Source organism: uncultured Salinibacterium sp. (assembly GCF_963974405.1).
In the GTDB taxonomy this organism is placed as follows: Bacteria; Actinomycetota; Actinomycetes; order Actinomycetales; family Microbacteriaceae; genus Rhodoglobus.
This window is the reverse complement of the sequence record NZ_CAXBBH010000001.1, coordinates 475,500-495,982: the sequence shown is the minus strand read 5'-3', so window position 1 is coordinate 495,982 and position 20,483 is coordinate 475,500. Positions and strand designations below refer to the sequence as shown.

General features: G+C 61.2%; 21 protein-coding genes. 14 read left to right on the top strand and 7 right to left on the bottom strand.

Going from position 1 to position 20,483, the window contains the following annotated elements:
• The first annotated feature begins 61 nt into the window (after positions 1 to 61).
• The gene (gene purF / locus AACZ26_RS02420) at positions 62 to 1,519 is read left to right on the top strand and encodes an amidophosphoribosyltransferase (protein ID WP_339618809.1); all 1,458 of its coding nucleotides are present in this window, start codon (positions 62 to 64) and stop codon (positions 1,517 to 1,519) included.
• A 6-nt stretch (positions 1,520 to 1,525) separates the two neighbouring features.
• On the opposite strand, the gene AACZ26_RS02415 is transcribed toward purF, so the two are convergent.
• Together AACZ26_RS02415 and AACZ26_RS02410 are read right to left on the bottom strand one after the other, a co-directional pair.
• On the bottom strand, positions 1,526 to 1,888 hold the full coding sequence (locus tag AACZ26_RS02415) for a hypothetical protein (protein ID WP_339618808.1): 363 nt from the start codon (positions 1,886 to 1,888) through the stop codon (positions 1,526 to 1,528).
• Complete coding sequence (locus tag AACZ26_RS02410; protein ID WP_339618806.1) at positions 1,885 to 2,256, bottom strand: sterol carrier family protein; 372 nt, start codon at positions 2,254 to 2,256, stop codon at positions 1,885 to 1,887. The genes AACZ26_RS02415 and AACZ26_RS02410 overlap by 4 nt, the downstream gene beginning before the upstream one ends.
• Before the next feature lie 47 nt (positions 2,257 to 2,303).
• On the opposite strand from AACZ26_RS02410, the gene purD reads away from it, so the two are divergent.
• From purD to AACZ26_RS02395, 3 genes are all read left to right on the top strand, one after another.
• Positions 2,304 to 3,554 carry a phosphoribosylamine--glycine ligase gene (gene purD, locus AACZ26_RS02405; protein WP_339618804.1) on the top strand — a complete coding sequence of 417 codons (1,251 nt, stop codon included), beginning with the start codon at positions 2,304 to 2,306 and terminating at the stop codon, positions 3,552 to 3,554.
• A 65-nt stretch (positions 3,555 to 3,619) separates the two neighbouring features.
• Positions 3,620 to 4,450 carry a phosphoribosylaminoimidazolesuccinocarboxamide synthase gene (locus AACZ26_RS02400; RefSeq protein ID WP_339620616.1) on the top strand — a complete coding sequence of 277 codons (831 nt, stop codon included), beginning with the start codon at positions 3,620 to 3,622 and terminating at the stop codon, positions 4,448 to 4,450.
• A gap of 45 nt (positions 4,451 to 4,495) precedes the next feature.
• Positions 4,496 to 5,485, top strand: coding sequence for a squalene cyclase (locus AACZ26_RS02395; protein ID WP_339618803.1), 990 nt, complete (start codon positions 4,496 to 4,498; stop codon positions 5,483 to 5,485).
• A gap of 43 nt (positions 5,486 to 5,528) precedes the next feature.
• Here the strand turns inward: AACZ26_RS02395 and AACZ26_RS02390 are convergent, their stop codons facing one another.
• The gene (locus AACZ26_RS02390) at positions 5,529 to 6,002 is read right to left on the bottom strand and encodes a hypothetical protein (protein ID WP_339618801.1); all 474 of its coding nucleotides are present in this window, start codon (positions 6,000 to 6,002) and stop codon (positions 5,529 to 5,531) included.
• Between the two features lie 152 nt (positions 6,003 to 6,154).
• On the opposite strand from AACZ26_RS02390, the gene AACZ26_RS02385 reads away from it, so the two are divergent.
• Together AACZ26_RS02385 and AACZ26_RS02380 are read left to right on the top strand one after the other, a co-directional pair.
• Positions 6,155 to 7,495, top strand: a complete 1,341-nt coding sequence (locus tag AACZ26_RS02385; protein ID WP_339618800.1) for a histidine kinase — start codon at positions 6,155 to 6,157, stop codon at positions 7,493 to 7,495.
• Positions 7,492 to 8,136 carry a response regulator transcription factor gene (locus AACZ26_RS02380; protein WP_339618799.1) on the top strand — a complete coding sequence of 215 codons (645 nt, stop codon included), beginning with the start codon at positions 7,492 to 7,494 and terminating at the stop codon, positions 8,134 to 8,136. The genes AACZ26_RS02385 and AACZ26_RS02380 overlap by 4 nt, the downstream gene beginning before the upstream one ends.
• Here AACZ26_RS02380 and AACZ26_RS02375 read toward each other — a convergent pair.
• Both AACZ26_RS02375 and AACZ26_RS02370 read right to left on the bottom strand, forming a co-directional pair.
• Positions 8,133 to 8,729 carry a DUF4166 domain-containing protein gene (locus tag AACZ26_RS02375; RefSeq protein WP_339618798.1) on the bottom strand — a complete coding sequence of 199 codons (597 nt, stop codon included), beginning with the start codon at positions 8,727 to 8,729 and terminating at the stop codon, positions 8,133 to 8,135. The two genes, AACZ26_RS02380 and AACZ26_RS02375, sit on opposite strands and share 4 nt — an antisense overlap.
• Positions 8,713 to 9,165, bottom strand: coding sequence for a MarR family transcriptional regulator (locus tag AACZ26_RS02370; RefSeq protein WP_339618797.1), 453 nt, complete (start codon positions 9,163 to 9,165; stop codon positions 8,713 to 8,715). Before AACZ26_RS02370 ends, AACZ26_RS02375 begins: the two co-directional genes overlap by 17 nt.
• 63 nt (positions 9,166 to 9,228) lie before the next feature.
• On the opposite strand from AACZ26_RS02370, the gene AACZ26_RS02365 reads away from it, so the two are divergent.
• The 3 genes from AACZ26_RS02365 to AACZ26_RS02355 are packed head-to-tail and all read left to right on the top strand — an operon-like array spanning position 9,229 to position 11,754.
• Positions 9,229 to 9,597 (top strand): VOC family protein, encoded by a 369-nt coding sequence (locus AACZ26_RS02365; RefSeq protein WP_339618796.1) that lies wholly within the window; start codon positions 9,229 to 9,231, stop codon positions 9,595 to 9,597.
• Positions 9,598 to 9,647: 50 nt separating this feature from the next.
• Positions 9,648 to 11,201, top strand: a complete 1,554-nt coding sequence (locus tag AACZ26_RS02360) for an MFS transporter (protein WP_339618795.1) — start codon at positions 9,648 to 9,650, stop codon at positions 11,199 to 11,201.
• Positions 11,185 to 11,754: a TetR/AcrR family transcriptional regulator gene (locus AACZ26_RS02355; protein WP_339618793.1), complete on the top strand. Its 570-nt coding sequence runs from the start codon at positions 11,185 to 11,187 to the stop codon at positions 11,752 to 11,754. Before AACZ26_RS02360 ends, AACZ26_RS02355 begins: the two co-directional genes overlap by 17 nt.
• Before the next feature lie 36 nt (positions 11,755 to 11,790).
• On the opposite strand, the gene AACZ26_RS02350 is transcribed toward AACZ26_RS02355, so the two are convergent.
• The gene (locus tag AACZ26_RS02350) at positions 11,791 to 12,762 is read right to left on the bottom strand and encodes a helix-turn-helix domain-containing protein (RefSeq protein ID WP_339618791.1); all 972 of its coding nucleotides are present in this window, start codon (positions 12,760 to 12,762) and stop codon (positions 11,791 to 11,793) included.
• A 362-nt stretch (positions 12,763 to 13,124) separates the two neighbouring features.
• Between AACZ26_RS02350 and AACZ26_RS02345 the strand changes: the two genes are divergently transcribed.
• On the top strand, positions 13,125 to 14,201 hold the full coding sequence (locus tag AACZ26_RS02345; protein WP_339618789.1) for an alkene reductase: 1,077 nt from the start codon (positions 13,125 to 13,127) through the stop codon (positions 14,199 to 14,201).
• Positions 14,202 to 14,328: 127 nt separating this feature from the next.
• On the opposite strand, the gene AACZ26_RS02340 is transcribed toward AACZ26_RS02345, so the two are convergent.
• Positions 14,329 to 15,939 carry an ABC transporter substrate-binding protein gene (locus tag AACZ26_RS02340; RefSeq protein ID WP_339618788.1) on the bottom strand — a complete coding sequence of 537 codons (1,611 nt, stop codon included), beginning with the start codon at positions 15,937 to 15,939 and terminating at the stop codon, positions 14,329 to 14,331.
• A 167-nt stretch (positions 15,940 to 16,106) separates the two neighbouring features.
• On the opposite strand from AACZ26_RS02340, the gene AACZ26_RS02335 reads away from it, so the two are divergent.
• Genes AACZ26_RS02335 through AACZ26_RS02320 form a run of 4 tightly spaced genes read left to right on the top strand, consistent with a single transcriptional unit; the run spans position 16,107 to position 20,453 of the window.
• Complete coding sequence (locus AACZ26_RS02335) at positions 16,107 to 17,354, top strand: Xaa-Pro peptidase family protein (RefSeq protein WP_339618787.1); 1,248 nt, start codon at positions 16,107 to 16,109, stop codon at positions 17,352 to 17,354.
• Between the two features lie 2 nt (positions 17,355 to 17,356).
• Positions 17,357 to 18,706 (top strand): M20/M25/M40 family metallo-hydrolase, encoded by a 1,350-nt coding sequence (locus AACZ26_RS02330; protein WP_339618786.1) that lies wholly within the window; start codon positions 17,357 to 17,359, stop codon positions 18,704 to 18,706.
• On the top strand, positions 18,699 to 19,220 hold the full coding sequence (locus tag AACZ26_RS02325) for an Lrp/AsnC family transcriptional regulator (RefSeq protein ID WP_339618785.1): 522 nt from the start codon (positions 18,699 to 18,701) through the stop codon (positions 19,218 to 19,220). The genes AACZ26_RS02330 and AACZ26_RS02325 overlap by 8 nt, the downstream gene beginning before the upstream one ends.
• Before the next feature lie 33 nt (positions 19,221 to 19,253).
• On the top strand, positions 19,254 to 20,453 hold the full coding sequence (locus AACZ26_RS02320; protein ID WP_339618784.1) for a pyridoxal phosphate-dependent aminotransferase: 1,200 nt from the start codon (positions 19,254 to 19,256) through the stop codon (positions 20,451 to 20,453).
• Positions 20,454 to 20,483 lie beyond the last annotated feature (30 nt).

The window sequence follows — 20,483 nt, the reverse complement described above, 5'->3', positions numbered from 1 at the left end:
GAAACTAGACCGTACTCACCCCGGGTACTTGCTCTTCGACCTCAGGGAGCCACGCGAAAGCATGTGCGGCATTGTCGGTATCGTCTCTTCTCAGCCCGTCAACCAACAGGTATACGACGCACTGCTACTACTGCAGCACCGCGGTCAAGATTCCACAGGTATTGCCACCGCGGATGGCAACACTCTGCACTTGCAGAAAGCTAACGGTCAAGTGCGTGAGGCTTACCGCACTCGCGATATGCGCAACCTCGTCGGAACCTCCGGTCTCGGCCATGTTCGTTACGCGACCAAAGGCAACGCGTTCAATGAGCAAGAAGCTCAGCCGTTCTATGTGAACGCGCCGTACGGCATCATCCTCGTTCACAATGGCAACCTGACAAACACGCAGCAACTGACCGATGAACTGTTCCGCATCGATCGTCGCCACCTCAACACCACGAGCGACACCGAACTTCTCGTCAACGTGTTGGCCAACGAACTTCAAGAGCAGGTTTCGGGTCTCGACCTTGACCCCGAGCAGGTTTTCACCGCTATCGAGCGCGTGCACGAGCGCGTTGAGGGCTCCTACGCCGCGATCGCGTTGATCGCCGGGCACGGCCTGCTCGCGTTCCGTGACCCCTACGGCATCCGTCCGTTGGTGCTGGGTCGCCGCCAGACAGGTCTCGTCGGCACCGAGTGGATCGTGGCATCCGAATCTCTCGTGCTGGAGAGTGCCGGTTACGAACTGGTGCGAGATGTCGCTCCCGGCGAAGCAATTTTCATCACGCCCGACGGCGAAATGTTCTCTAAGCAGTGCGCCAAAGCACCGGTGCTGATTCCGTGCTCGTTCGAATACGTTTACCTTGCGCGCCCCGACTCGATCATGAACGGCATTTCCGTTTACGAAGCACGCCTTCGTTTGGGCAACAAGCTCGCCGACACCATCGCCAAGTACACCCCCATGGGCGACATCGACGTTGTTATGCCGATCCCGGACTCGTCGCGCCCCGCCGCCATGCAGGTCGCCCAGAAGCTCGGTGTTGAATACCGCGAAGGCTTCTACAAGAACCGCTACGTTGGCCGCACGTTCATCATGCCCGGCCAGGCCGAACGCAAGAAGAGTGTCAAGCAGAAGCTCAATGCGATGTCGAGCGAGTTCAAAGGCAAGAACATCCTGATTGTGGATGACTCGATCGTGCGCGGCACCACTTCAAAAGAGATCGTGCAAATGGCTCGCGAAGCTGGCGCCAACAAGGTCACCTTCACCTCAGCAGCACCGCCCGTGCGCTTCCCCCACGTCTACGGCATCAACATGCCGACCCGTGCAGAACTTATCGGCCACGGCCGCAAGATTCCCGAAATCGCCATGGAACTCGGCGCCGACGCCCTCATCTACCAAGAGGTCGAAGACATGCAGGCCGCGATCACCGAAGGTTCAAACGTGTCCGCGCTCGAAATGAGCTGCTTCACGGGCGAATACGTTTCGGGCAACATCACGCCCGATTACCTCGATTGGCTCGAGCAGACGCAGCTGAGCTAGCGCTCGCTATTCGAGCGTGCCCTCGTACGCTTCTGGCTCCGAGATTTCGTGCTCGGCCGTTCCCGACTTAGCGCGACGGCGCGAGGAGCGGTCGGCGATGAGCGCGACGAGAGCACCGACTGCGACACCGGCAGGAATACCAAAGAGACTGAAGTAGCCAAAGAGGGTACCGAATCCGACCGAGGGATCAACGGGGAACGCCATCGTGAGAATGAACGTGGCTACGGCACCGAGCCCACCACCGACGATCATGAACGCGCCGTACTTGGGTGCGCGGCGAATGCTCACACCCAGTGATTCGACCGTGGTCTTCATCGCAGGCTGCTGCGGGGCGGATGCCGCGGGCTCGTGTTCTGGCGTAGTACTCACGGAACTATTCTCTCCCACACCACGGGCAAGTACTCGCTGAGGTCGGCGCGCGACCCTGAGGCACTGATATCGCCGGAGTCGAGGGCTTCGGCCCACTCCCGTGTTCCCGTGGCGAGGGCAATCCAGGTTTCAGCATCCATTTCGACCACGTTGGGTGGGGTGCCGCGCGTGTGGTTGGGGCCCTCGATCGCTTGAACGGCGCCGTGTGGAGGCACGCGCACTTCGACCGAGTTGCCTTCGGCTTCTTTGGCGAGAACTTGCAGGAGGTAGCGCACGGCGGTGGCGGTCGCATCGCGATCGGCTCGACCGTCTCGCACCATTCGGATGCTTGCTTCGCCCGCTATGGGGGCAATCTTCACCTGTGCCATACCTTAACGCTAGCAATTGAGGCTGTGGGCTTGGTTAGGCTGTGCTTGTGCGAATTCTTGTTCTTGGATCCGGTGCCCGCGAGCACGCCATTGTGACGTCTCTTCTGAGCGAGGAGGAGACGCACGACATCACGGCTGCGCCCGGCAATGCCGGCATTGCAGCGGTCGTCGAGACGGTGGCGCTCGACCCCACTCGTGGTGATGTTGTCACCGAGTATGCCCTCGACAACGACATCGAGCTGGTCATCGTCGGACCAGAGGCCCCTCTGGTTGAGGGCGTCGCCGATGCCCTGCGTCGTCGCGGCATTGCCGTGTTCGGTCCCGGCAAGGCTGCCGCTGCCCTTGAGGGCAGCAAGACTTTTGCGAAGCGCATCATGGATGCCGCTAATGTTCCCACCGGTCGCGCCCACCGCGCGGGCTCGATTGACGAAGCCACTGATGCCCTCGACGAGTTCGGTGCCCCTTATGTGGTGAAGGCTGATGGTCTTGCCGCCGGTAAGGGTGTTCTCGTGACGGGCGACCGCAATGCGGCCGTTGATCACGCTAAGCACTGGCTCACCTACGGCAGCGTTCTTGTGGAGGAGTACCTGGCGGGCGAAGAGGTGTCGCTCTTTCTGTTGAGCGATGGCCACAGCGTTGTTCCGCTGTCTCCCGCTCAGGACTACAAGCGTGCCTACGACGGCGACGACGGACCCAACACGGGCGGCATGGGCGCGTACTCGCCGCTCAACTGGCTCCCCGCTGGTTTCGTTGACGAAGTCATCGAAACCATTGCGCTGCCGACGGTTCGTCAGCTCGCCGAGGAGCAAACACCCTTCATCGGGTTGCTCTATTGCGGGCTCATCGTCACGAAGGACGGCATCCGCGTTATCGAGTTCAACGCACGCTTCGGTGACCCTGAGACTCAGGTCGTTCTCCCTCGTTTGGTGACGCCCCTGAGTTCGCTGCTCTACGCGGCAGCAACTGGCGGCCTCGCCGACCATGCTGCGCCGGTGTTTAGCGACGATGTCGCCGTCACTGTTGTGCTTGCGAGCGAGGGCTACCCCGAGAACCCCAAGATCGGGCGCCCCATTACGGGGTTGGATGCCGCACTCGCCGTTGAGGGAATCACTATCGCCCACGCAGCCACCGCCAAAAAGGGTGACGAGTTTGTGGCCACAGGCGGACGCGTGCTGAGCATTGTCGCGACCGGTGAAAGTTTCGCGGTCGCCCGCGAACGTGCCTACGAAGCTCTCGGACACATCCACCTTGAGGGTTCGCACTTCCGCAGCGATATTGCTTTGCGCGTCGCGAAGTGAGTGACGCCGTGAACGATACTGGTGCGGATGCTGCGGCGAGCGATGCCGAGGCGAGCGCCTGGACGCTGACGTATTCCGGCAAAGTCCGTGACTTGTATGTGCGCCCCGACGAGCAACAGCTTGTGCTCATGGTTGCCAGTGATCGGGTGAGTGCATTCGACCATGTGCTTGAGCCGGGCATCCCGAGCAAGGGTGCTTTGCTGACACAGTTGAGCAAGTGGTGGTTCGCACAGTTGCCTGACGTGGCGAACCATTTGGCCGACACCACAGTCGAGGCGCCTGCGGAGCTTGCTGACCGGTCGATGGTCGTGAAGCGGCTCGAAATGTATCCCGTGGAGTGTGTCGTTCGTGGTTACCTGTCGGGCAGCGGCTGGTTGGAGTATCAGGAATCGCAAAGCGTGTGCGGCATTGCGCTGCCTGCTGGTTTGAGCGATGGCGACCGCCTGCCCGAACCCATCTACACTCCGGCGTGGAAAGCGCCGATGGGTGAGCACGACGAGAACATCAGCTTTGAGCGCACCGTTGAGCTTGTGGGCGCTGAAGTGGCGGCTGCGCTTCGGGATGCTTCGCTCGACATTTTTGCGCGGGCGTCCGCAATCGCAGAGACGCGTGGGGTGATTCTCGCTGACACCAAGTTCGAATTCGGTGCCGACCCGGAGACGGGTGCTCTCGTTCTCGCCGACGAAGTTTTGACGAGCGATTCGAGCCGTTACTGGGATGCCGAACTTTACGCCGCCGGTGGCCCTGGCCGTCTCGTGAGCTTCGACAAGCAGATCGTGCGCAACTGGCTCTCCGCCCACTGGGACAAGCAGGGCGTTCCGCCCGAGCTTCCTGCCGACATCGTGGAGCAGACTGCTGCCCGGTATCGCGAGCTGATTGAGCGGCTTACCGCGTAGCAAGTCGCTCTTCCACACCTCGAATGTCGGAGCTATAGTGCTGCAATGACGGACCAGTCGAACGTTATGGAGTGGCTGCTCGATTCCGATCCTGCACTTCGTTGGCAGGTTGAACGGGATCTAATCCATGCGGAGCCCGCCATCTGGAAGGCGACGCGGGCTCGTGTTGCTATCGAAGGTTTCGGTGCAGAGTTGCTCGCGAAGCAAGATCCTGATGGGCAGTGGGCTGGTGGCGCATACTTTCCTGCGCAATATTTCGATAGTCCTGAGGCTGAAAAGCCAGGGCAACCATGGGTTGCCACGACCTGGTCGCTTAAAGACCTCAGGGAGTGGGGAGTTGCCGCGTCTGAGCTTGGCGATACGGTTGCGAAGCTTGAGGCAAATAGTCGCTGGGAGTATGACGACCTTCCCTATTGGGGAGGCGAAGTTGATGTCTGCATAAACTCGTTCACTCTCGCGAACGGTGCGTGGCTCGGCGCTGACGTTTCCGCACTTGCGGCGTGGTTTCCTGCCCACCAACTCGCGGACGGTGGTTGGAATTGCGAAGCCGAAGAAGGCAACTCGACTCGATCATCCTTTCACTCGACCCTCAATGCTTTGCGCGGCATGCTCTCCTACGAGCGGATAACCGGGGACGCTAGCGTGACTGAGTCTCGGCATCGCGGCGAAGAATATCTACTGACGCGCAAACTTCTCTATCGCGCGACCACTGGAGAGCAGGTCGGTAGCTTCGTGACACACTTCGTTTACCCAAACCGCCACCGCTACAGCGCGCTTGCGGCACTCGACTACTTTTGGGATGCCGCGCAGTTCGACTGCGCGGAACCCGACGCCCGCCTTGCAGACGCGATCGCAGTCATGCGCGATGCCCGCCAGCAGGATGGCACCTGGCTTCAGACAACCCCGCTGAAGGGCCGCAACTGGTTCACGATCGACGTGCCCGAAGGTCAACCATCGCGCTGGCTGACACTCATCGGAACCCGCGTGCTCGACTGGTGGGATGCTGGGCGGGCTGATGGACGGTCGCTAGCCTGAGATCGCCCGTAGCCTCCGATGAGCGTCAGCCGCGAGCATCCGGCTAGCGCAGAACAGTGATGCCGAGCGTCGCGAGCACACCGAACACGACACCCCAGATGATGATCGAAATTGTCTGCCACACGATGACGGCGTTCTTCGACGCACCGAAGGACACCATTGCGCCGGAAGTGATCTGGCTCGGCAGAAGGGTTTGACCGAGCAGGCTTACCCCGGCCACTCCATAGCGGTCGAAGCGTGCCCGCAGTTTCTCGCGACGTGCAGTCTCGGGTTTCGGTTCCCGATTGCTCGACACTTTTGAACGAACTCCGTGGGCGGTGAGCACCACGATCAGCATCGAGACAAAGTTTCCGACAATCGCAGCAACAATCGCGACAACCGGATTGACGCCCGCAATGATGCCGAGCACTGAGCCACCGTACGACTCCACAAATGGGATCGCTGCAATCAGCATGACCCCAACCCACTGGAGAAGCTCCGGGAGGCTTGACGTGAAATTGCTGAGGGTGTCGTACATGGTGTGCCTTTCCGTTAAGACGCCGGATGAGGGAGTGCATCCGAGTGATTGCCGGCGTTCGTGCTCGGCGATGATTCAATCTTTGCCGCTAGCTCCGGCGCTGGGCAGTGGCACCGTGTCACGGCATCCGCTGCACTTTCGCATCACTGACCATGACAAATGTCACTGCTCTACGCTGGGAGCATGTTCGCATCAGCCCTGCCCGCCCAGGCCCCAGTACCGGGGTTGTCGTGAGGCCCGGCACCGCCACCTCCGATACCGAGGCACAGGCCACGCCGGTCACGCCGACCGAGAAACTGCCCGGTCGCGAACAGGCCCGAGGTGTGCGCACCACCTGGAACTACACTCTCGGCTCGATCGTGTTCTTCTACATCGTGCTCGATGCAATTGTGATCCTCAGCATTCTGGCGAACTTCGCGCAGTCCCGTTCCCCTCTCGATGCTCTCCTCATTGCGTTAACTCTCGTTTCAGCGACGGCTCAGATCCGCGGATGCTGGTTCCTGCGCACAGGCCGCGGGGAAGGCATCCCGAACACCTGGTGGCTGATCGCGCTCCTCGTCCCCGCTGCGGCGGTGTGGGTGCTGGGACTGTTCAGGCCCGACGTGGGCTTTCTCGCCGTGCTTCCGCTGTGGATGGCCGTCTGCGTGATTGCTCCGCTGCTGCCTCGCCGCTGGTTGTGGAGCGTGCTGATCACGGGGCTGCTCATCTCTGTAGCCCACCCGATTCTTTCGGCAACCGTCTTTGGCAACCCGGTCAGCCCTAGTGCGATTAGCAACGTGTGGCTGGCGGTCTTCTATGGCCTGCTGCTGCCCATTATGGTGCTTTCGGGTCTGTGGTGGTGGGACATCGTCGTGACCCTCGACCGCCACCGTTCTAGTGCAGCCGAACTTGCTGTCGCCGAGGAAAGGCTGCGATTCGCCTCCGACCTGCACGACATCCAAGGCCACCACTTGCAAGTCATCGCCCTCAAATCGGAGTTGGCCGAACGGATGCTCGCCATTGACCCCGAGGCAGCACGCGAACACATTCACGAAACTCGACTCATCGCCAAGCAGGCGCTCGAAGAGACCCGTTCGCTTGTGGCCGGATATCGCGAAGTCGAGCTCGACAATGAGCTAGAGAATGCTCGCGAAGTGCTGTCGGCCGCCGGCGCACAGTGCGAGCTGGTGGTGGGCGCCATGCCCGCCGACGCAGATGCCCGCCGCGCACTCGGGCTCGCCGTGCGCGAAGCAACCACCAATATTTTGCGGCATAGCACCGCGACTCATGTCTCGATCCGCCTCGACACCGATGCCGTGGCGAGCACCCTCACGATTATTAACGACGGGGTTGGCGCGGCTTCTCCCCTCGGCGACACCCCCAGCAGTGGGCTCGCCGGGCTGCGCGTGCGCGTCTCCGCCCTCGATGGGGAGCTCGCGACCGACAGCGATACGGGCGCTGGCCGCTTCGAGTTGAGGGTGCGAATTCCGGCCCGCGCGAGCGTGACAGCATGAGCGACACTGCCGTGACCGACGCCGCTACGGAGCCCCGCGTCATCCGCCTTCTTATCGCCGACGATGAACATCTCATTCGAGGAGCCCTCAGCGCGCTCCTCAACCTCGAACCCGACATCGACGTTGTTGCGAGTGTCGACAACGGTGTTGCGGCGGCGGCGCAAGCGCTCGAGCTGCAACCGGATGTATGCCTGCTCGACCTAGAGATGCCGCAGGCCGACGGAATCGAAGCCGCCACGCGCATCCTCTCGACCGTCGCGACGAAAGTGGTCATCGTGACGCGGCATGCCCGCCCCGGCGTGCTGCGCCGGGCTCTCGCTGCGCGGGTCTCAGGCTTTGTTCCGAAGTCGACACCCGCAGAAGATCTCGCCGCAGTGATTCGGGATGTCGCGGCCGGCAAGCGCTACATCGACGCCGAGATTGCCGCGACGGCTCTCACTGCCGAACGCTGCCCGCTCACCGACCGGGAACTCGACGCGCTGCGTTTTAGCCGCTCCACGATGAGCGTGCAAGAAATCGCCGATGCCCTGCATCTCGCGCCAGGCACCGTGCGCAATTACTTATCGTCAGCAATGACAAAACTCGACGCGCAATCCCGTCACGATGCCGCCGACAAAGCCTGGCAACAGGGGTGGATTTAGCGAGGCTGGTAGCTGTAAGTGAAGTGCCCGGCATAGCGAAACCAGTCGCCCAGCAACGGGGTGCGGAGCCGAACATCCACATGCTGCGCTCCATCCGACCACGACTCGTCAACCGTGACTGTAGCGAGGGCGGGAATGCGGATGCGCAGGCCCGCCACGTTTAGCCACTGACGGTCGGAGCGCAGCCGCATACGGCCGTCAGCAACCGTGAGCGCCAGACGCACTTCGAAGCCACCACGTCTGCCCAAAAAGTCGTGCAGTCGACCATCGACGACGCGCATTTCATCCTGCAGAGGACGATCGCGCCCCGCGAAATGGAAGGTGCGCACTGCGCTGAGGCGGCCATCCGAGGTGGGAGTATTCACGACATCAAACGGCACGTCGCGGGCATACTCTGGGAAGAGGATGCGCTGCCATGCCATGAAGGCCAACACCGGCTTCAGAATGCGCAGTGGCGAACCCGCCACCTCGAATACTCCGCTGCCGACACCGATTCGTTGCCCGCCGTCGAAGTACGGGCGAAGCTCGGGAGCCAGCGTGTCGAGTTCGACGCCGAGCACGCGTCGGTAGACCGAGTCACTCACCAGAACCACGCAATGAGGTCACGCACCGCGTCAGAAGATCGCGCAAATGCGCCTGCTCGTCAATGCTCAAGGCGGACTTCATCCTGTCTTCAACAGCTTTAATCGAAGCGCTAGCGGTCGCCAATTGTCGCCGGCCAGCGGCGGTGAGCTCCGCTGGCAGAACGCGCCCGGCTGCTGGTTGCTCCGGTCTAACGATGAGGCCGTCACGCTCGAGAGACAGGAGCAACACGTTCATGGCTTGACGAGTAACAAAAGTGCCGCGCGCGAGCTCCGAGTTGGAGAGGCCGGGCCGTTGCGCCAAGAGCTCGAGACACGAGTAGTGGGTGATGCTCATCCCCAGCGGTCGAAGCACCGCCTCCATCGACGACCGCAGCGCACTAGATGTCTCTTTCACGAGATACCCCACGGATGTTTCTAGATCAATTCCCGACGGTTGTTGCGTCATGTCAATATTCTGACATAGAGTGCAGGATGTCAACTAACTGACATGCACCCCCAAGGAGCAACAATGCCTCACTCATCCGGACCAGGATTCATTTCGCTGCAGGTTCGCGACCTCGACGCCGCGGGCGCGTTCTACCAAAAGTACTTGGGCTTGACCCGCCAGCCCGGCCCGCCCCATGCGATCGTGTTCGACACGAAGCCCGCCGCCTTCGCCGTCCGCTCCGCCGCCCCCGGCGTCGACCTCGACTCGGTCACGCAGCCAGGACTGGGCGTAGGCATCTGGCTCCATGCACCAGATGCCCAAGACATCCACGACACGCTCACCGCCAACGGAGTCACCATCATCTCAGCGCCGACGGACGGCCCATTCGGTCGCACCTTCACTTTCGCCGACCTCGACGGCTACCAGATCACGCTTCACGATCGGGCCTAACAAACCATTCGTTGTTCATAACAAAACGATAGGTTTGTTATGCTGGGCTAGTGAATACAGCTCAACCAGCCTTCCCCGTTGCCTGCCGCAAAGAATGGCTTGCCCTTTCCGTGCTGATCTTGGCCGTCATGCTGCTCGCAATTGACGGGACTGTTCTCTACCTCGCCGTGCCTGCCCTCACCGCAAACCTGGCACCAACCGCCACGGAAATACTGTGGATCGGGGACATCTACTCATTCGTTCTCGCGGGCCTGCTCGTGACCATGGGCAATCTTGCTGACCGAATCGGACGCAAGCGACTGCTTCTCATCGGCAGCGTGGCGTTCGGGGCCGCCTCCCTCTTGGCAGCGTTCGCACCCTCAGCCGAGATGCTCATTCTCGCTCGAGCGCTCCTCGGCGTTGCGGGTGCGACAATCATGCCCTCCACGCTGTCCATCATTCGCAACCTCTTCCTCAACCCAACTCAACGCACAAAGGCAGTAGCAATATGGGCGGCCGGCGCTACCGCAGGCGGAGCACTGGGACCACTCGTGGGCGGCATCCTGCTCGAACACTTCTGGTGGGGATCGGTCTTCCTCATCAATGTTCCGGTCATTACGCTCATTGTGATCTTCGGCCTTGTGCTTCTGCCCGAATCAAAGAACTCGCAATCGGCGCGAATCGACCTCCTTTCTGCCGCACTGTCCGTGCTCGCGATTGTGCCCGTCGTTTACGCCATCAAGCACGCTATAAGCCAAGGCGTGGACTGGTCAGTGCTGGCCGGCATCCTCATCAGTGCAGTTTCCGGGTGGATTTTCGTCCGCCGCCAACAACGATTGCCGGAGCCCCTCGTCGATATCAGCCTTTTCCGCATCCCCGCCTTTAGCGGCGCTGTCGCGGCGAATGGATTAGCAATCTTCGCGTTCTTCGGGGTGCTCTTCTTTCTCTCCCAGTACCTACAACTGGTGAAAGGCTATTCACCGTTCTGGGCCGGATTGGCGGAGATGCCCGCGATGCTCGCTTCGATTGCCGTGATCGCGATCGTGGGAACGCTGCTGTCGAAGCTGGGACTCGGCAGAGCCATTGCCACCGGGCTGCTACTCGGAGCGGCGGGATTGACCGGCCTTGCGCTGACCGAAGGCCTACCCAGCTTTTTGTGGATGGGAATCTCGCTGGGGGTCGTCGGGTTAGGAATCGGAATCGCGATGACACTCTCGACCGATGCCGTGGTCTCCGCCGCGCCGCCCGCGCGCGCCGGGGCAGCCTCGTCAATCGCCGAAACCGCCTACGAACTCGGGGTCGCGCTGGGTATTGCGGTGCTCGGCTCGATTCAGACCGCCGTCTACCGGGCACACCTTCAGATTCCGGCAAGCACCTCATCCGCAGACGCCGAATCGCTCACGGAATCGCTGGCGAGTGCATCCGCCAGCTTTGCAGGCAAGAATCTGGAACTATTATCAATCGCGCAGGAGGCGTTTACTCACGGCATGCAGATGACCACGTTCATCGCCGCAGCGTTGCTGGTCGTCGCGGCCTTTGTTGCGTGGCGGCTCATCCCCTTGGCTGCGCCAACGGACACAAAAAACACCACCGAGAGCGAGGAGATCCGTGCTGGACAGCGGTAAAAGTGCAACGAGAGACAAGGAACGCACGCGCAATGCACTCATTGAGGCTGGGATTCAGCTCATTTCCGAGCGCGGAACGTCTGTCAGCCTTGCCGACGTCGCAACGAGAGCGGGCGTCTCGAAAGGGGCTCTCACTCATCACTTTGCTAGTCGCGATGCGCTCGTTGACGCCATCGTCTCCGATGCGACGCAACGGTTCTGGGATGAAGTCCACTCGAACGTAGACATCTCGGAGAATCGAGCAGGAAAACTACTTCGCGGCTACATTCGAACGCTTGCCTCCGAAAGTGTCTTCATGAGGCAATTCTTCTCCCCCACCTTCCTCATGCTGGTGTCCGGGAGCGAACAGTCGATTCAGAATATTTTGAACGACGATGCCGAAGCTTGGCGAGCGGCCTTCGCCTCTGACGGAATCGACATCGCAACATCGCTCGTGCTCCGGCTAGCTGCCGAGGGGCTAGCTACCTCCATCGACAGCCCGTTCCTGACGGCGTCAGAGCTCGAGTCAGTGCGGGACCGCTTGTTGGCTATGGCGGAGCCCGGGGCATCCTAAGCGGGCGGCTAGCATCGCGCTACGGCGTTCTCACTGCTAGGCACTGACCGCCACGTTCTCCGCACAGCTGAATCGGCTGCGATACGCCGTGGGTGTGACGCCGAGTTTGCGTGCGAAGTTCTGCCGCAGCACGGCGGCGGAACCAAAACCGCTCTCCCACGCCACCTGCTCAAGCCCGAGTGACGTCTCCTCGAGAAGCCGTTGGGCGTGAAGCAACCGTTGCCGCCCCAGCCAAGCCGCGGGGGTGGTGCCGAGATCCGTCTTGAAGCGTCGCGCGAAGGTGCGCGGGGACATTTGTGCCCGGCGCGCGAGTTCCTCGACCGGAAGCTCATCACGCAGGTTTTGCAGCATCCATTCGGTCACGGCAGCGAACGATTCGGTTGACACAACGGGTAATGGCTTGCTGATGAACTGCGCCTGGCCCCCATCGCGCTGCGGAGCGATCACCATGCGGCGCGCTATGCGATTGGTAATCTCAGCCCCGAGCTCTTGCCGCAACAGGTGCAAGCACGCGTCAATCCCCGCTGCCGTTCCCGCACTCGTGATGATGCGGTCATCCTGCACATAAAGCACGTCGGGGTCGACGTCGATCTTCGGGTACATGTCAGCAAAGGCCTGCGCGTACATCCAATGCGTTGTGGCACGACGGCCATCGAGCAGTCCGGATGCCGCCAAGGTGAACGAACCGCTACAGATGGCGAGCACCCAGGCTCCGCGCGCGACCGCCCGTTCGAGCGCTGCGGAGATTCGCGCATCCACCGTGCCCCACGTAGCACGCGGAACGGGAGTGAGCACGATCACGTCGGCGTCATCAGCGAAGGAGAGGTCGTCTTCGACGTTCATCGTGTAGCCGATGCTGCTGCGGATAGCACCGGGCTCGGGAGTCAGCACTCGAAAGTCGAACGATTGGATGCCGTCGTCGGTGCGATCGAGACCGAAGGCTTCGCAGGCTAGCCCGAACTCGAATGGCGTGAATCCGTCTTGCACGATGACCGCTACGCGTTCCATGAGGTCCTCTACTCTTCGCCGAATAGGCCACACCCCGAGTTGGCAGTATTCATTCGAAAGGCGACACGCCTGCCACTGTTGGCAGGTTTTACATGATCATAGTGTTTATGCCATGTTCATTGCAATCATTATCGCCACCGCTTCCGCCCTCGCCATCCTTGGCACCCTCCGCGAACTCCCGCGAGACGGCTATCGCAGGATGCCTACCGACTGGAGGCGCGTGCCTTAGAGAACGCATCCAAACCGGCCACCTACACAACCCTCGTGCGCGTTATAACCGGCGAACCGGGCACTTTCTCAGGGAGGAATAGTTCGTGCCAGCCGATGTTGGATCTGATACGAGCAACAGAAAGAGATCCGCTGTGAATTTGTTTTCCCCCACGACCCTCGGCGAGCTGCGCCTGACCAACCGCTTGGTCATGGCCCCGCTCACGCGCACCCGATCAGGAAAAGCGGGCGTTCCCGGCCCGATGGTCGTCGAGCACTACGCGCAGCGCGCCTCGCTCGGCCTGATTGTGTCCGAGGGCACCTATCCGAGCCACGCGGGGCAAGGCTTTCCCGGCCAGCCCGGCCTCGTCACGCCCGAGCAACTCGAGGGGTGGAAGCAGGTTACGGCCGGAGTTCACGCAGCAGGCGGCCAGATCGTCGCACAGGTGATGCACGCCGGACGGGTGAGCCACGAGAGCACCAACGGTGGGCGCACCGTTGTCGGTCCAAGCGCGATCGCGATCAATGGTCAGACCCGAACCTACGATGGCAAGCAGCCCTACCCGGTGCCGCACGCGCTCACCGAGGGTGAACTCGCCGGCGTTGTCGACGAGTTTGTGACAGCCTCACGCAACGCTATCGACGCAGGGTTCGACGGCGTGGAGCTTCACTCGGCAAACGGATACCTGCTGCACGAATTCCTCTCCCCCGCCTCCAACCAGCGCGACGACCGGTACGGCGGCTCCCCCGAGAATCGCGCTCGCTTCGTAATCGAGGTCGTGACCGCGGTAGCGGATGCACTCGGTGCCGGCCGCGTGGGACTGCGCATTTCTCCGCAACACAACATCCAAGACGCGTTAGAAACGGATAGCGCCGACGCACTTGCGACCTACGGCACTTTGGTCGACGCCCTCGCCCCGCTCGGCCTTGCTTACCTCAGCGTGCTGCACGCCGAACCCACCGGCACTTTCGTACAAGAGTTGCGGGCCCGCTTCGGCGGACCGGTGCTGCTCAACAGTGGCTTCGCGCAGATGACGACTCGTGATGAGGCCCTCAGCCTGGTTCGCGACGGTCACGCCGAGGGCGTTGTCGTGGGCCGTCCGGCTATCGCAAACCCCGACCTGGCCTACCGTTGGCGAGAGAACCTGCCCCTGAACAGCCCCGATGCCTCGACCTTCTACGGCGGCGGGCCCGAAGGCTACACGGACTACCCAACCTTCGAGCCAAGCTAGCTGGGCGCCACCGCGGCTGGCTCGCCTCTACTGGGCTGAATTGCCAACAGTGCGCACACAGGAATGCCCGGGCCGACCGAAGTCGACCCGGGCATCGTATCCCTGGTGTTAGTTCACGCCAGTCTGGCTAGTTGGCGGTGATCTGGTAGTACAGCGGTACTGAATCCCAACCGAACTCGACGTTGCTCACGGTGTCTGCGTAGACACCGGTGGCGTTCGAGTACCAGAGCGGAATGCTGGGGAGGTCCTCGAGGAGGACTTCCTGAGCCTGCTGGTAGAGAGCGGTTGCCTCATCAACGGACTGCGCTTGCGCGCCTTCCTTGAGGAGAGCATCGAACTCAGGGCTCGTGTAACCCTCATAGTTGGATCCCGCACCGGTCTGGTAGAGGGGAGCCAAGAAGTTGTAGAGCGAGGGGTAGTCTGCCTGCCATCCGGCGCGAGTTGCACCGGTCAGCGTGCCTGCAACGCGGTCTTCAAGCGACGACTTGAAGTCGGGGTACGACTTGCCGATCGCTTCAATTCCGAGCGTGTTCTTGATGCTGTTTGCTACAGCGTCAACCCACCCTTGGTGTCCACCATCGGCGTTGTAGGCGATGTCGAACGTCGCGTCACCGAACGGTGAAATGGCGTCGGCCTCTGCCCACAGCTTCTGAGCTTCTTCAGGGTTGTAAGCGAGCACGTCAGCGCCCTCGAGCGAGCTCGAGTAGCCGTCAACGACGGGCGACGTGAAGTCAGTGGCCGGCGTGCGAGTTCCCTCAAAGATCACGCTTGTGATCTCATCACGGTCGATTGACATCGAGATTGCCGCACGACGCAGCTTTCCTTCTTCACCGCTGAAGTGGTCAAGGTAGTAAGGAATGTTGAATGCCTGGAAGATAGCGGCCGGCTGGTTGATAGCGCGGTCACCAAATTCTTCCTCGAAGAGCCCAAAAGCACTGTCGGGAACGGCGTCGAGAACGTCAAGGTTTCCACCAAGAACGTCAGCGTAAGCGGCATCCTGCGAGGTGTAGAACTTGAACGTCACACCGGCATTGGCTGGTTTGCGCACACCCTCGTAGTCGGGGTTCGTAACGAGATCGATCTGCACGTCGTGTTGCCACGCGTCTTCACCATCCATCATGTACGGACCGTTCCCGATGGGGTTCTCGCCGAACGCTTCGAGGTCCTCGAAAGCAACCGACGGCAACGGCATGTAGGCGGTGTAGCCAAGACGCAGGGGCCAGTCAGCTTCGGGAGCGGTGAGGGCCACCTCAAACGTGAGGTCATCCACAACGTTCAATCCTGTGAGCTCGGAATCAGCCTCGTAGTCGAATCCTTCGATGTTGTCGAAGAAGTACGACGATGCCTGTGCGTTGCTGAAGGTCGCACCATAAGTCCATGCATCGACGAAAGAGTTCGCGGTAACTGCTTCACCGTTCGTGAACGTCCAGCCGTCCTTGAGCGTGACGGTCCAGTTTTGACCATCCTCAGACTCGATCGACTCAGCGACGTCGTTCTGGATGCTGCCATCGGCTGCATAGGAAACCAGACCCGCATAGATGGACGTCAGAATCTTGCCGCCACCGGTCTCGGTAGTGCCGACGGTGATGAGCGGACCGAGCGGCTCGCTTCCGTTGGTCGTGATGATCTTGTTGGTGTCGCCCGAATCTCCGCCATCGCTGCTCGCGCAGCCGGCGAGAGTGAGCGAGACAACAGAAACGAGCGCTACAGCGCCCATCCCGAAACGTGCTGTCTTCATGCTTCCTCCTGTGCAATGAGCGCCTGCGGTGCAATCGGTGAGCTGCGCCGGGCGTTGGAATTACATTAGGCGTGAAAATCTGCAACCTAAAGTAAAGTGCCACAATGTTATCGCGTTGTTAGGTTGCATTGCCTAGCTGCCTTACAAACAATTTACAAAAACGACACATGGCCTATCATTGCTTTCAGCGCGATGCCGTAAGGTTTCGCCAAGACGGCATGCAGCCGCACCGAGCAAAGAAAGAAGTAGAGACGATGACGAGCGCGCCAATCCTCATGTTTTCGAGCACGATGTCCGCAGACATGCGACACGTAATCACCCACGAGGTGCACGACCCGTTCCTCTACATTGAGGTTGACGGCAAGCGGTACACCGCCATCAAGTCGCTTGAGGCCGCCCGGATGCGCGACGTCGACAACATGACCGTCTTCCCACTCGAAGAACTCGGCTTCGATGACTTGCGTGCCTCCGGACAGGGCCCCGACCTCGCCGAGCTCGACTGCTTAGTTGAGGCGTGCAAGCGCACCGGCGTGACGAGCGCGAGCGTTCCCTCCACCTTCCCGCTCGGCGTCGCCGACCACCTCCGCGCAGCGGGGATCGAGTTGACCGTCGATAACGACCTCTTCGAGATGCGTCGCCGCGTGAAATCGCCAGCAGAACTCGCCGGCATGCGCCGTGCGCAGATCGCCGCCGAAGCAGGCGTTGCGCACGTCGCGACCCAGATGGAAGCGGCAACGGTCGGCGCCGATGGCGGATTGCTCATCGACGGCAAGCCCCTCACGTGTGAAGACTTGAAGACGGGCATCCGCGCCGCCTTCTTGCGCAACGGCTGCGAAGATGCTGGCCTCATCGTCGCGCACGGCGAACAGACCTGCATCGGTCACCACGCTGGCTCGGGCCAGATCTTTGAGGGCGAGCCCGTCACCGTTGATATTTGCCCGCGCGACACCGCATCGGGCGGCAACTCCGACATGACCCGCACCTTCGTCAAGGGCGAGATCAACGAAGAGCTCGAAACGTACTGGCGCATCGTCAAAGAAGCATTCGACAACACCCTCGCGGCGATTCGCCCCGGCCTTCCCGTTGCCGAGCTGCACCGTATCTCGTGTGAGCCGATCAGCAACGCTGGCTTCCCCACTCAACTCACCAAAAAGCCAGGTGAAGTTCTCACCGAGGGCTACTTCCACAGCCTCGGCCACGGAATCGGCCTCGAAGTTCACGAAGCTCCCGGTCTCGGCCAGAACGATGCCGTACTCGTTGCCGGTGACGTGATCGCCATCGAGCCCGGCTGCTACCGCCAAGGTTTCGGCGGCGTTCGCCTCGAAGACATCGTTCTCGTCACCGAGGATGGTGCCGAGCTCATCACGGACTACCCGTACGAGCTCACCCCCGTAGCGATTTCGCGAGGAGTCTAAGCGTGCGCGACCCCCGTATTGATGCCGCTCGCGAGCAGAGCATCCGCGAATGGCAGGAATTCTGTCGCTTCCCCTCCGTGGCAGGCGACCGTGACGCAATCGAGGCTGCCGCTGACTGGCTGGAGCAGAGACTCCGCCAGCTCAGCGAGCGCGTCGAACGCATCGAGATTCCCGAATACGGGCCGGTCGTCGTCGCCTACTTCCCCGGAGCGAGCGACAAAACGCTCATGCTCTACAACCACTACGACGTGCAGCCTGCCGGCGACCTCGACCAGTGGATCTCGGGCCCCTTCGAGTCAGAGATTCGCGACGGTGCGATGTGGGCTCGCGGTGCCTGCGATGATAAAGCGGATGTCACGAGCCGCCTTCGTGCGCTCGAACTCTTCATCGAAGATCACCCCGATGGCCTGCCCTACAGCATGATCTACCTCGCCGACCCCTGTGAAGAGATCGGTAGCCCCGGCCTCGAAACAGTGCTCGCCGAGAATGCCGAACGCCTCAGCTCCGACGCCGTGCTGTGGGAAAGCTACCTTCGCGAAGACGACGGTCGCCCCGCGGTTGGTTTCGGATGCCGCGGCGGCATGGAGATCAGTCTGAGCCTGAACATCTTGGCTTCCAACCAGCACCCCTCGTATTCGCAGATTCTGCGTTCAGCGCCGCTCGAGATGATGAAGGCGATTACGTCGCTTGTCGACGACGAGGGTGCGATTGCGGTGCCCGGCTTCACTGACTCCGCAATCACTCCCGATGCCGCGGCGAAGAAACGCACTCAAGAGCTGTCGCTGCCGATTGACGCCATTAGCCTTCCCGGCGTGAGCCCGCTGCAAGGTCTCCCCGCGGCCCGGCTCAAAGAGAACTTCATTTTCCGCCCGTCAATGAGCCTGTCGGGCTTCGACCTCGACTCAAGTGTTCGCCAGAGCATCCCCGCAAGCTGCACGGCACGGGTGCGCTTTGGGCTCGTTCCCGGCATGGATCCGCGCGCCTGCTTTGACACCTTGAAGACCCACTTCAGCTCGACCGCGCCCGACATTCAGATCGAGCTCATCCGCACCATGCAGCCCGCATTCTCGCCGGTAGACACGCCATTCGCCGTCTCCGTGCTCGAGGCCGCCACGAAAGCTTTCGAGGCAGAACCCGTCATCTACGATGTGATGACGGGTTCCGGTCCAGGAGCATTTTTCCTTGAGCATCTGGGGGCTCCCCTCATCTCGCCCACCGGAACACTGCGACCGGAGGGAAACATGCACGGCTACAACGAACACGGCTACCTCGAGGACTACCTCACCCACATCCAGTTCACGCTCGATTTGCTCAACAACCTCGAAGCGAACGGCTTTGCCCAGAATGGCTGAGCCGACGACGATTATCGACCTGCTGCAGAAGAGCACACCCCAGGTTGAGCTCGACACAATCGATCTGCAGCTCATCCGCCATTTGCACGAAGACTCCAGCATCTCGTTGCGCAGTCTCGGCGCGATGGTCGGGATGTCGGCGCCGAGCGTGGGAGAACGAGTCGCGCGTCTTGAGCGCACGGGTGTCATCCGCCGGCGCAGTATCGAGATGGACTGGTCGGCCATGGGCCGCCCCATGCTCGTCGTGATCCCCATCAAGATCACCTCCGATGCCAAAATGCCCAGCGTCGTCGAGGCGCTGCAAACCATCCCCTCGCTCACCGAGATTCTGATTCTCAGTGGCACTTACGACATGATGGCGCGCTTTCGGCTCAAAGATCACGCTGAACTTCAAAACCTTTTGCTCGAGAAATTGGGGGCCGTTCCCGGGCTCCAGCGGGTAGAAGCGATGATCAGCCTCGGGCGCGTCGAAGACACCTCGCCGCTGAGCCACATTCTCGGCATCGACGACTAACTGCCCTCCGTAGCTCCAACAGAAAGTAATTCCGTGCGCATCGATGATTCGTGGCGAGACCTCGCCGCCCCCGACTTTTCCCTCTATGCGGGGCTCGACCCTGAGCGTCGAATCATGATGATGGGCGCCGACCCCTTTGCACCAGACAAGTGCCTTCCTGACCACGTGATCGATGCCACCAAGCAGGCTCTCGATGATGGCAAGACTCACTACTCACTCGACAACGGCTACGCCGAGCCTCGGCTCAAGACCGCTCTCGTCAACAAGCTTCGTGACTTCAATGGCATGGAGATCGACCCCGAAACAGAACTGATGGTGGGGCCAAGCTCAGCCTTCACCCTCTTTCTCTCGATTCGTATCTGTATCCGCCCGGGCCACGGTGACGAAGTGCTCGTGACGAGCCCCGGCTTCGCTGAAAACATCAACGACATCCACCAGATGGGTGCGGTCTGCGTTCAGGTTCCGACCTACGCAGAAGATGGCTTCGCCCTGCGGATGGATGAATTCCGCTCGCGCATCACGGAACGCACCCGTGCGATCGTGATCACCAACCCCAACAACCCCACCGGCACGGTATACACGCGCGAAAACCTGTTGGAGCTGGCAGCTCTCGCCGAAGAGTTCGACCTCGGCGTCATTGTTGATCAAGACTTTGAACGTCAGGTCTACGACGGCGCAGACTATGTGAACTTCGCGACGCTGCCCGGCATGCGCGAACGCACCCTCACCGTATTCGGAACCTCGAAAGACCTGGGGCTTACCGGTTTCCGGGTCGGTTACCTCGTTGCACCAGCAGAGATCATGCCCCTGCTGAAGATTGCGACCTTCAACTACGTCGGCCCGACCAACACCTTCGCCCAGTATGGCGTCGCCGCTGCCTACGAGAATCCGGCCTACACCGACGAGTGGTTCGTCATCTACAACCAGCGCCGCAACGCCATCTTCGATGCCCTCCACGGAATTCCGGGCGTCGGAGCGTCGATGCCCGAGGGCGGCTTCTACCACTGGGTCAACATTGCCGAGCTCGGCACTTCGATCGAAGTGGTCAAGCATTTGGTGAGCACTCAGCAACTGGGCGTCTCCCCCGGCACCTGGTTCGGCGACGCGGGCGAAGGCTACATCCGCGTCATGTACGGCTCGAACGGTCGCGACGAAATCTTCAACGAAGGTGTCTCGCGATTGGCTGCCGGCTTGCGCTCGCTCGCTGAGAGCAAGGGCCTGAGCGCCGCCTAGATCGCGGAGGAATACCGCGCTCGGTGGCGA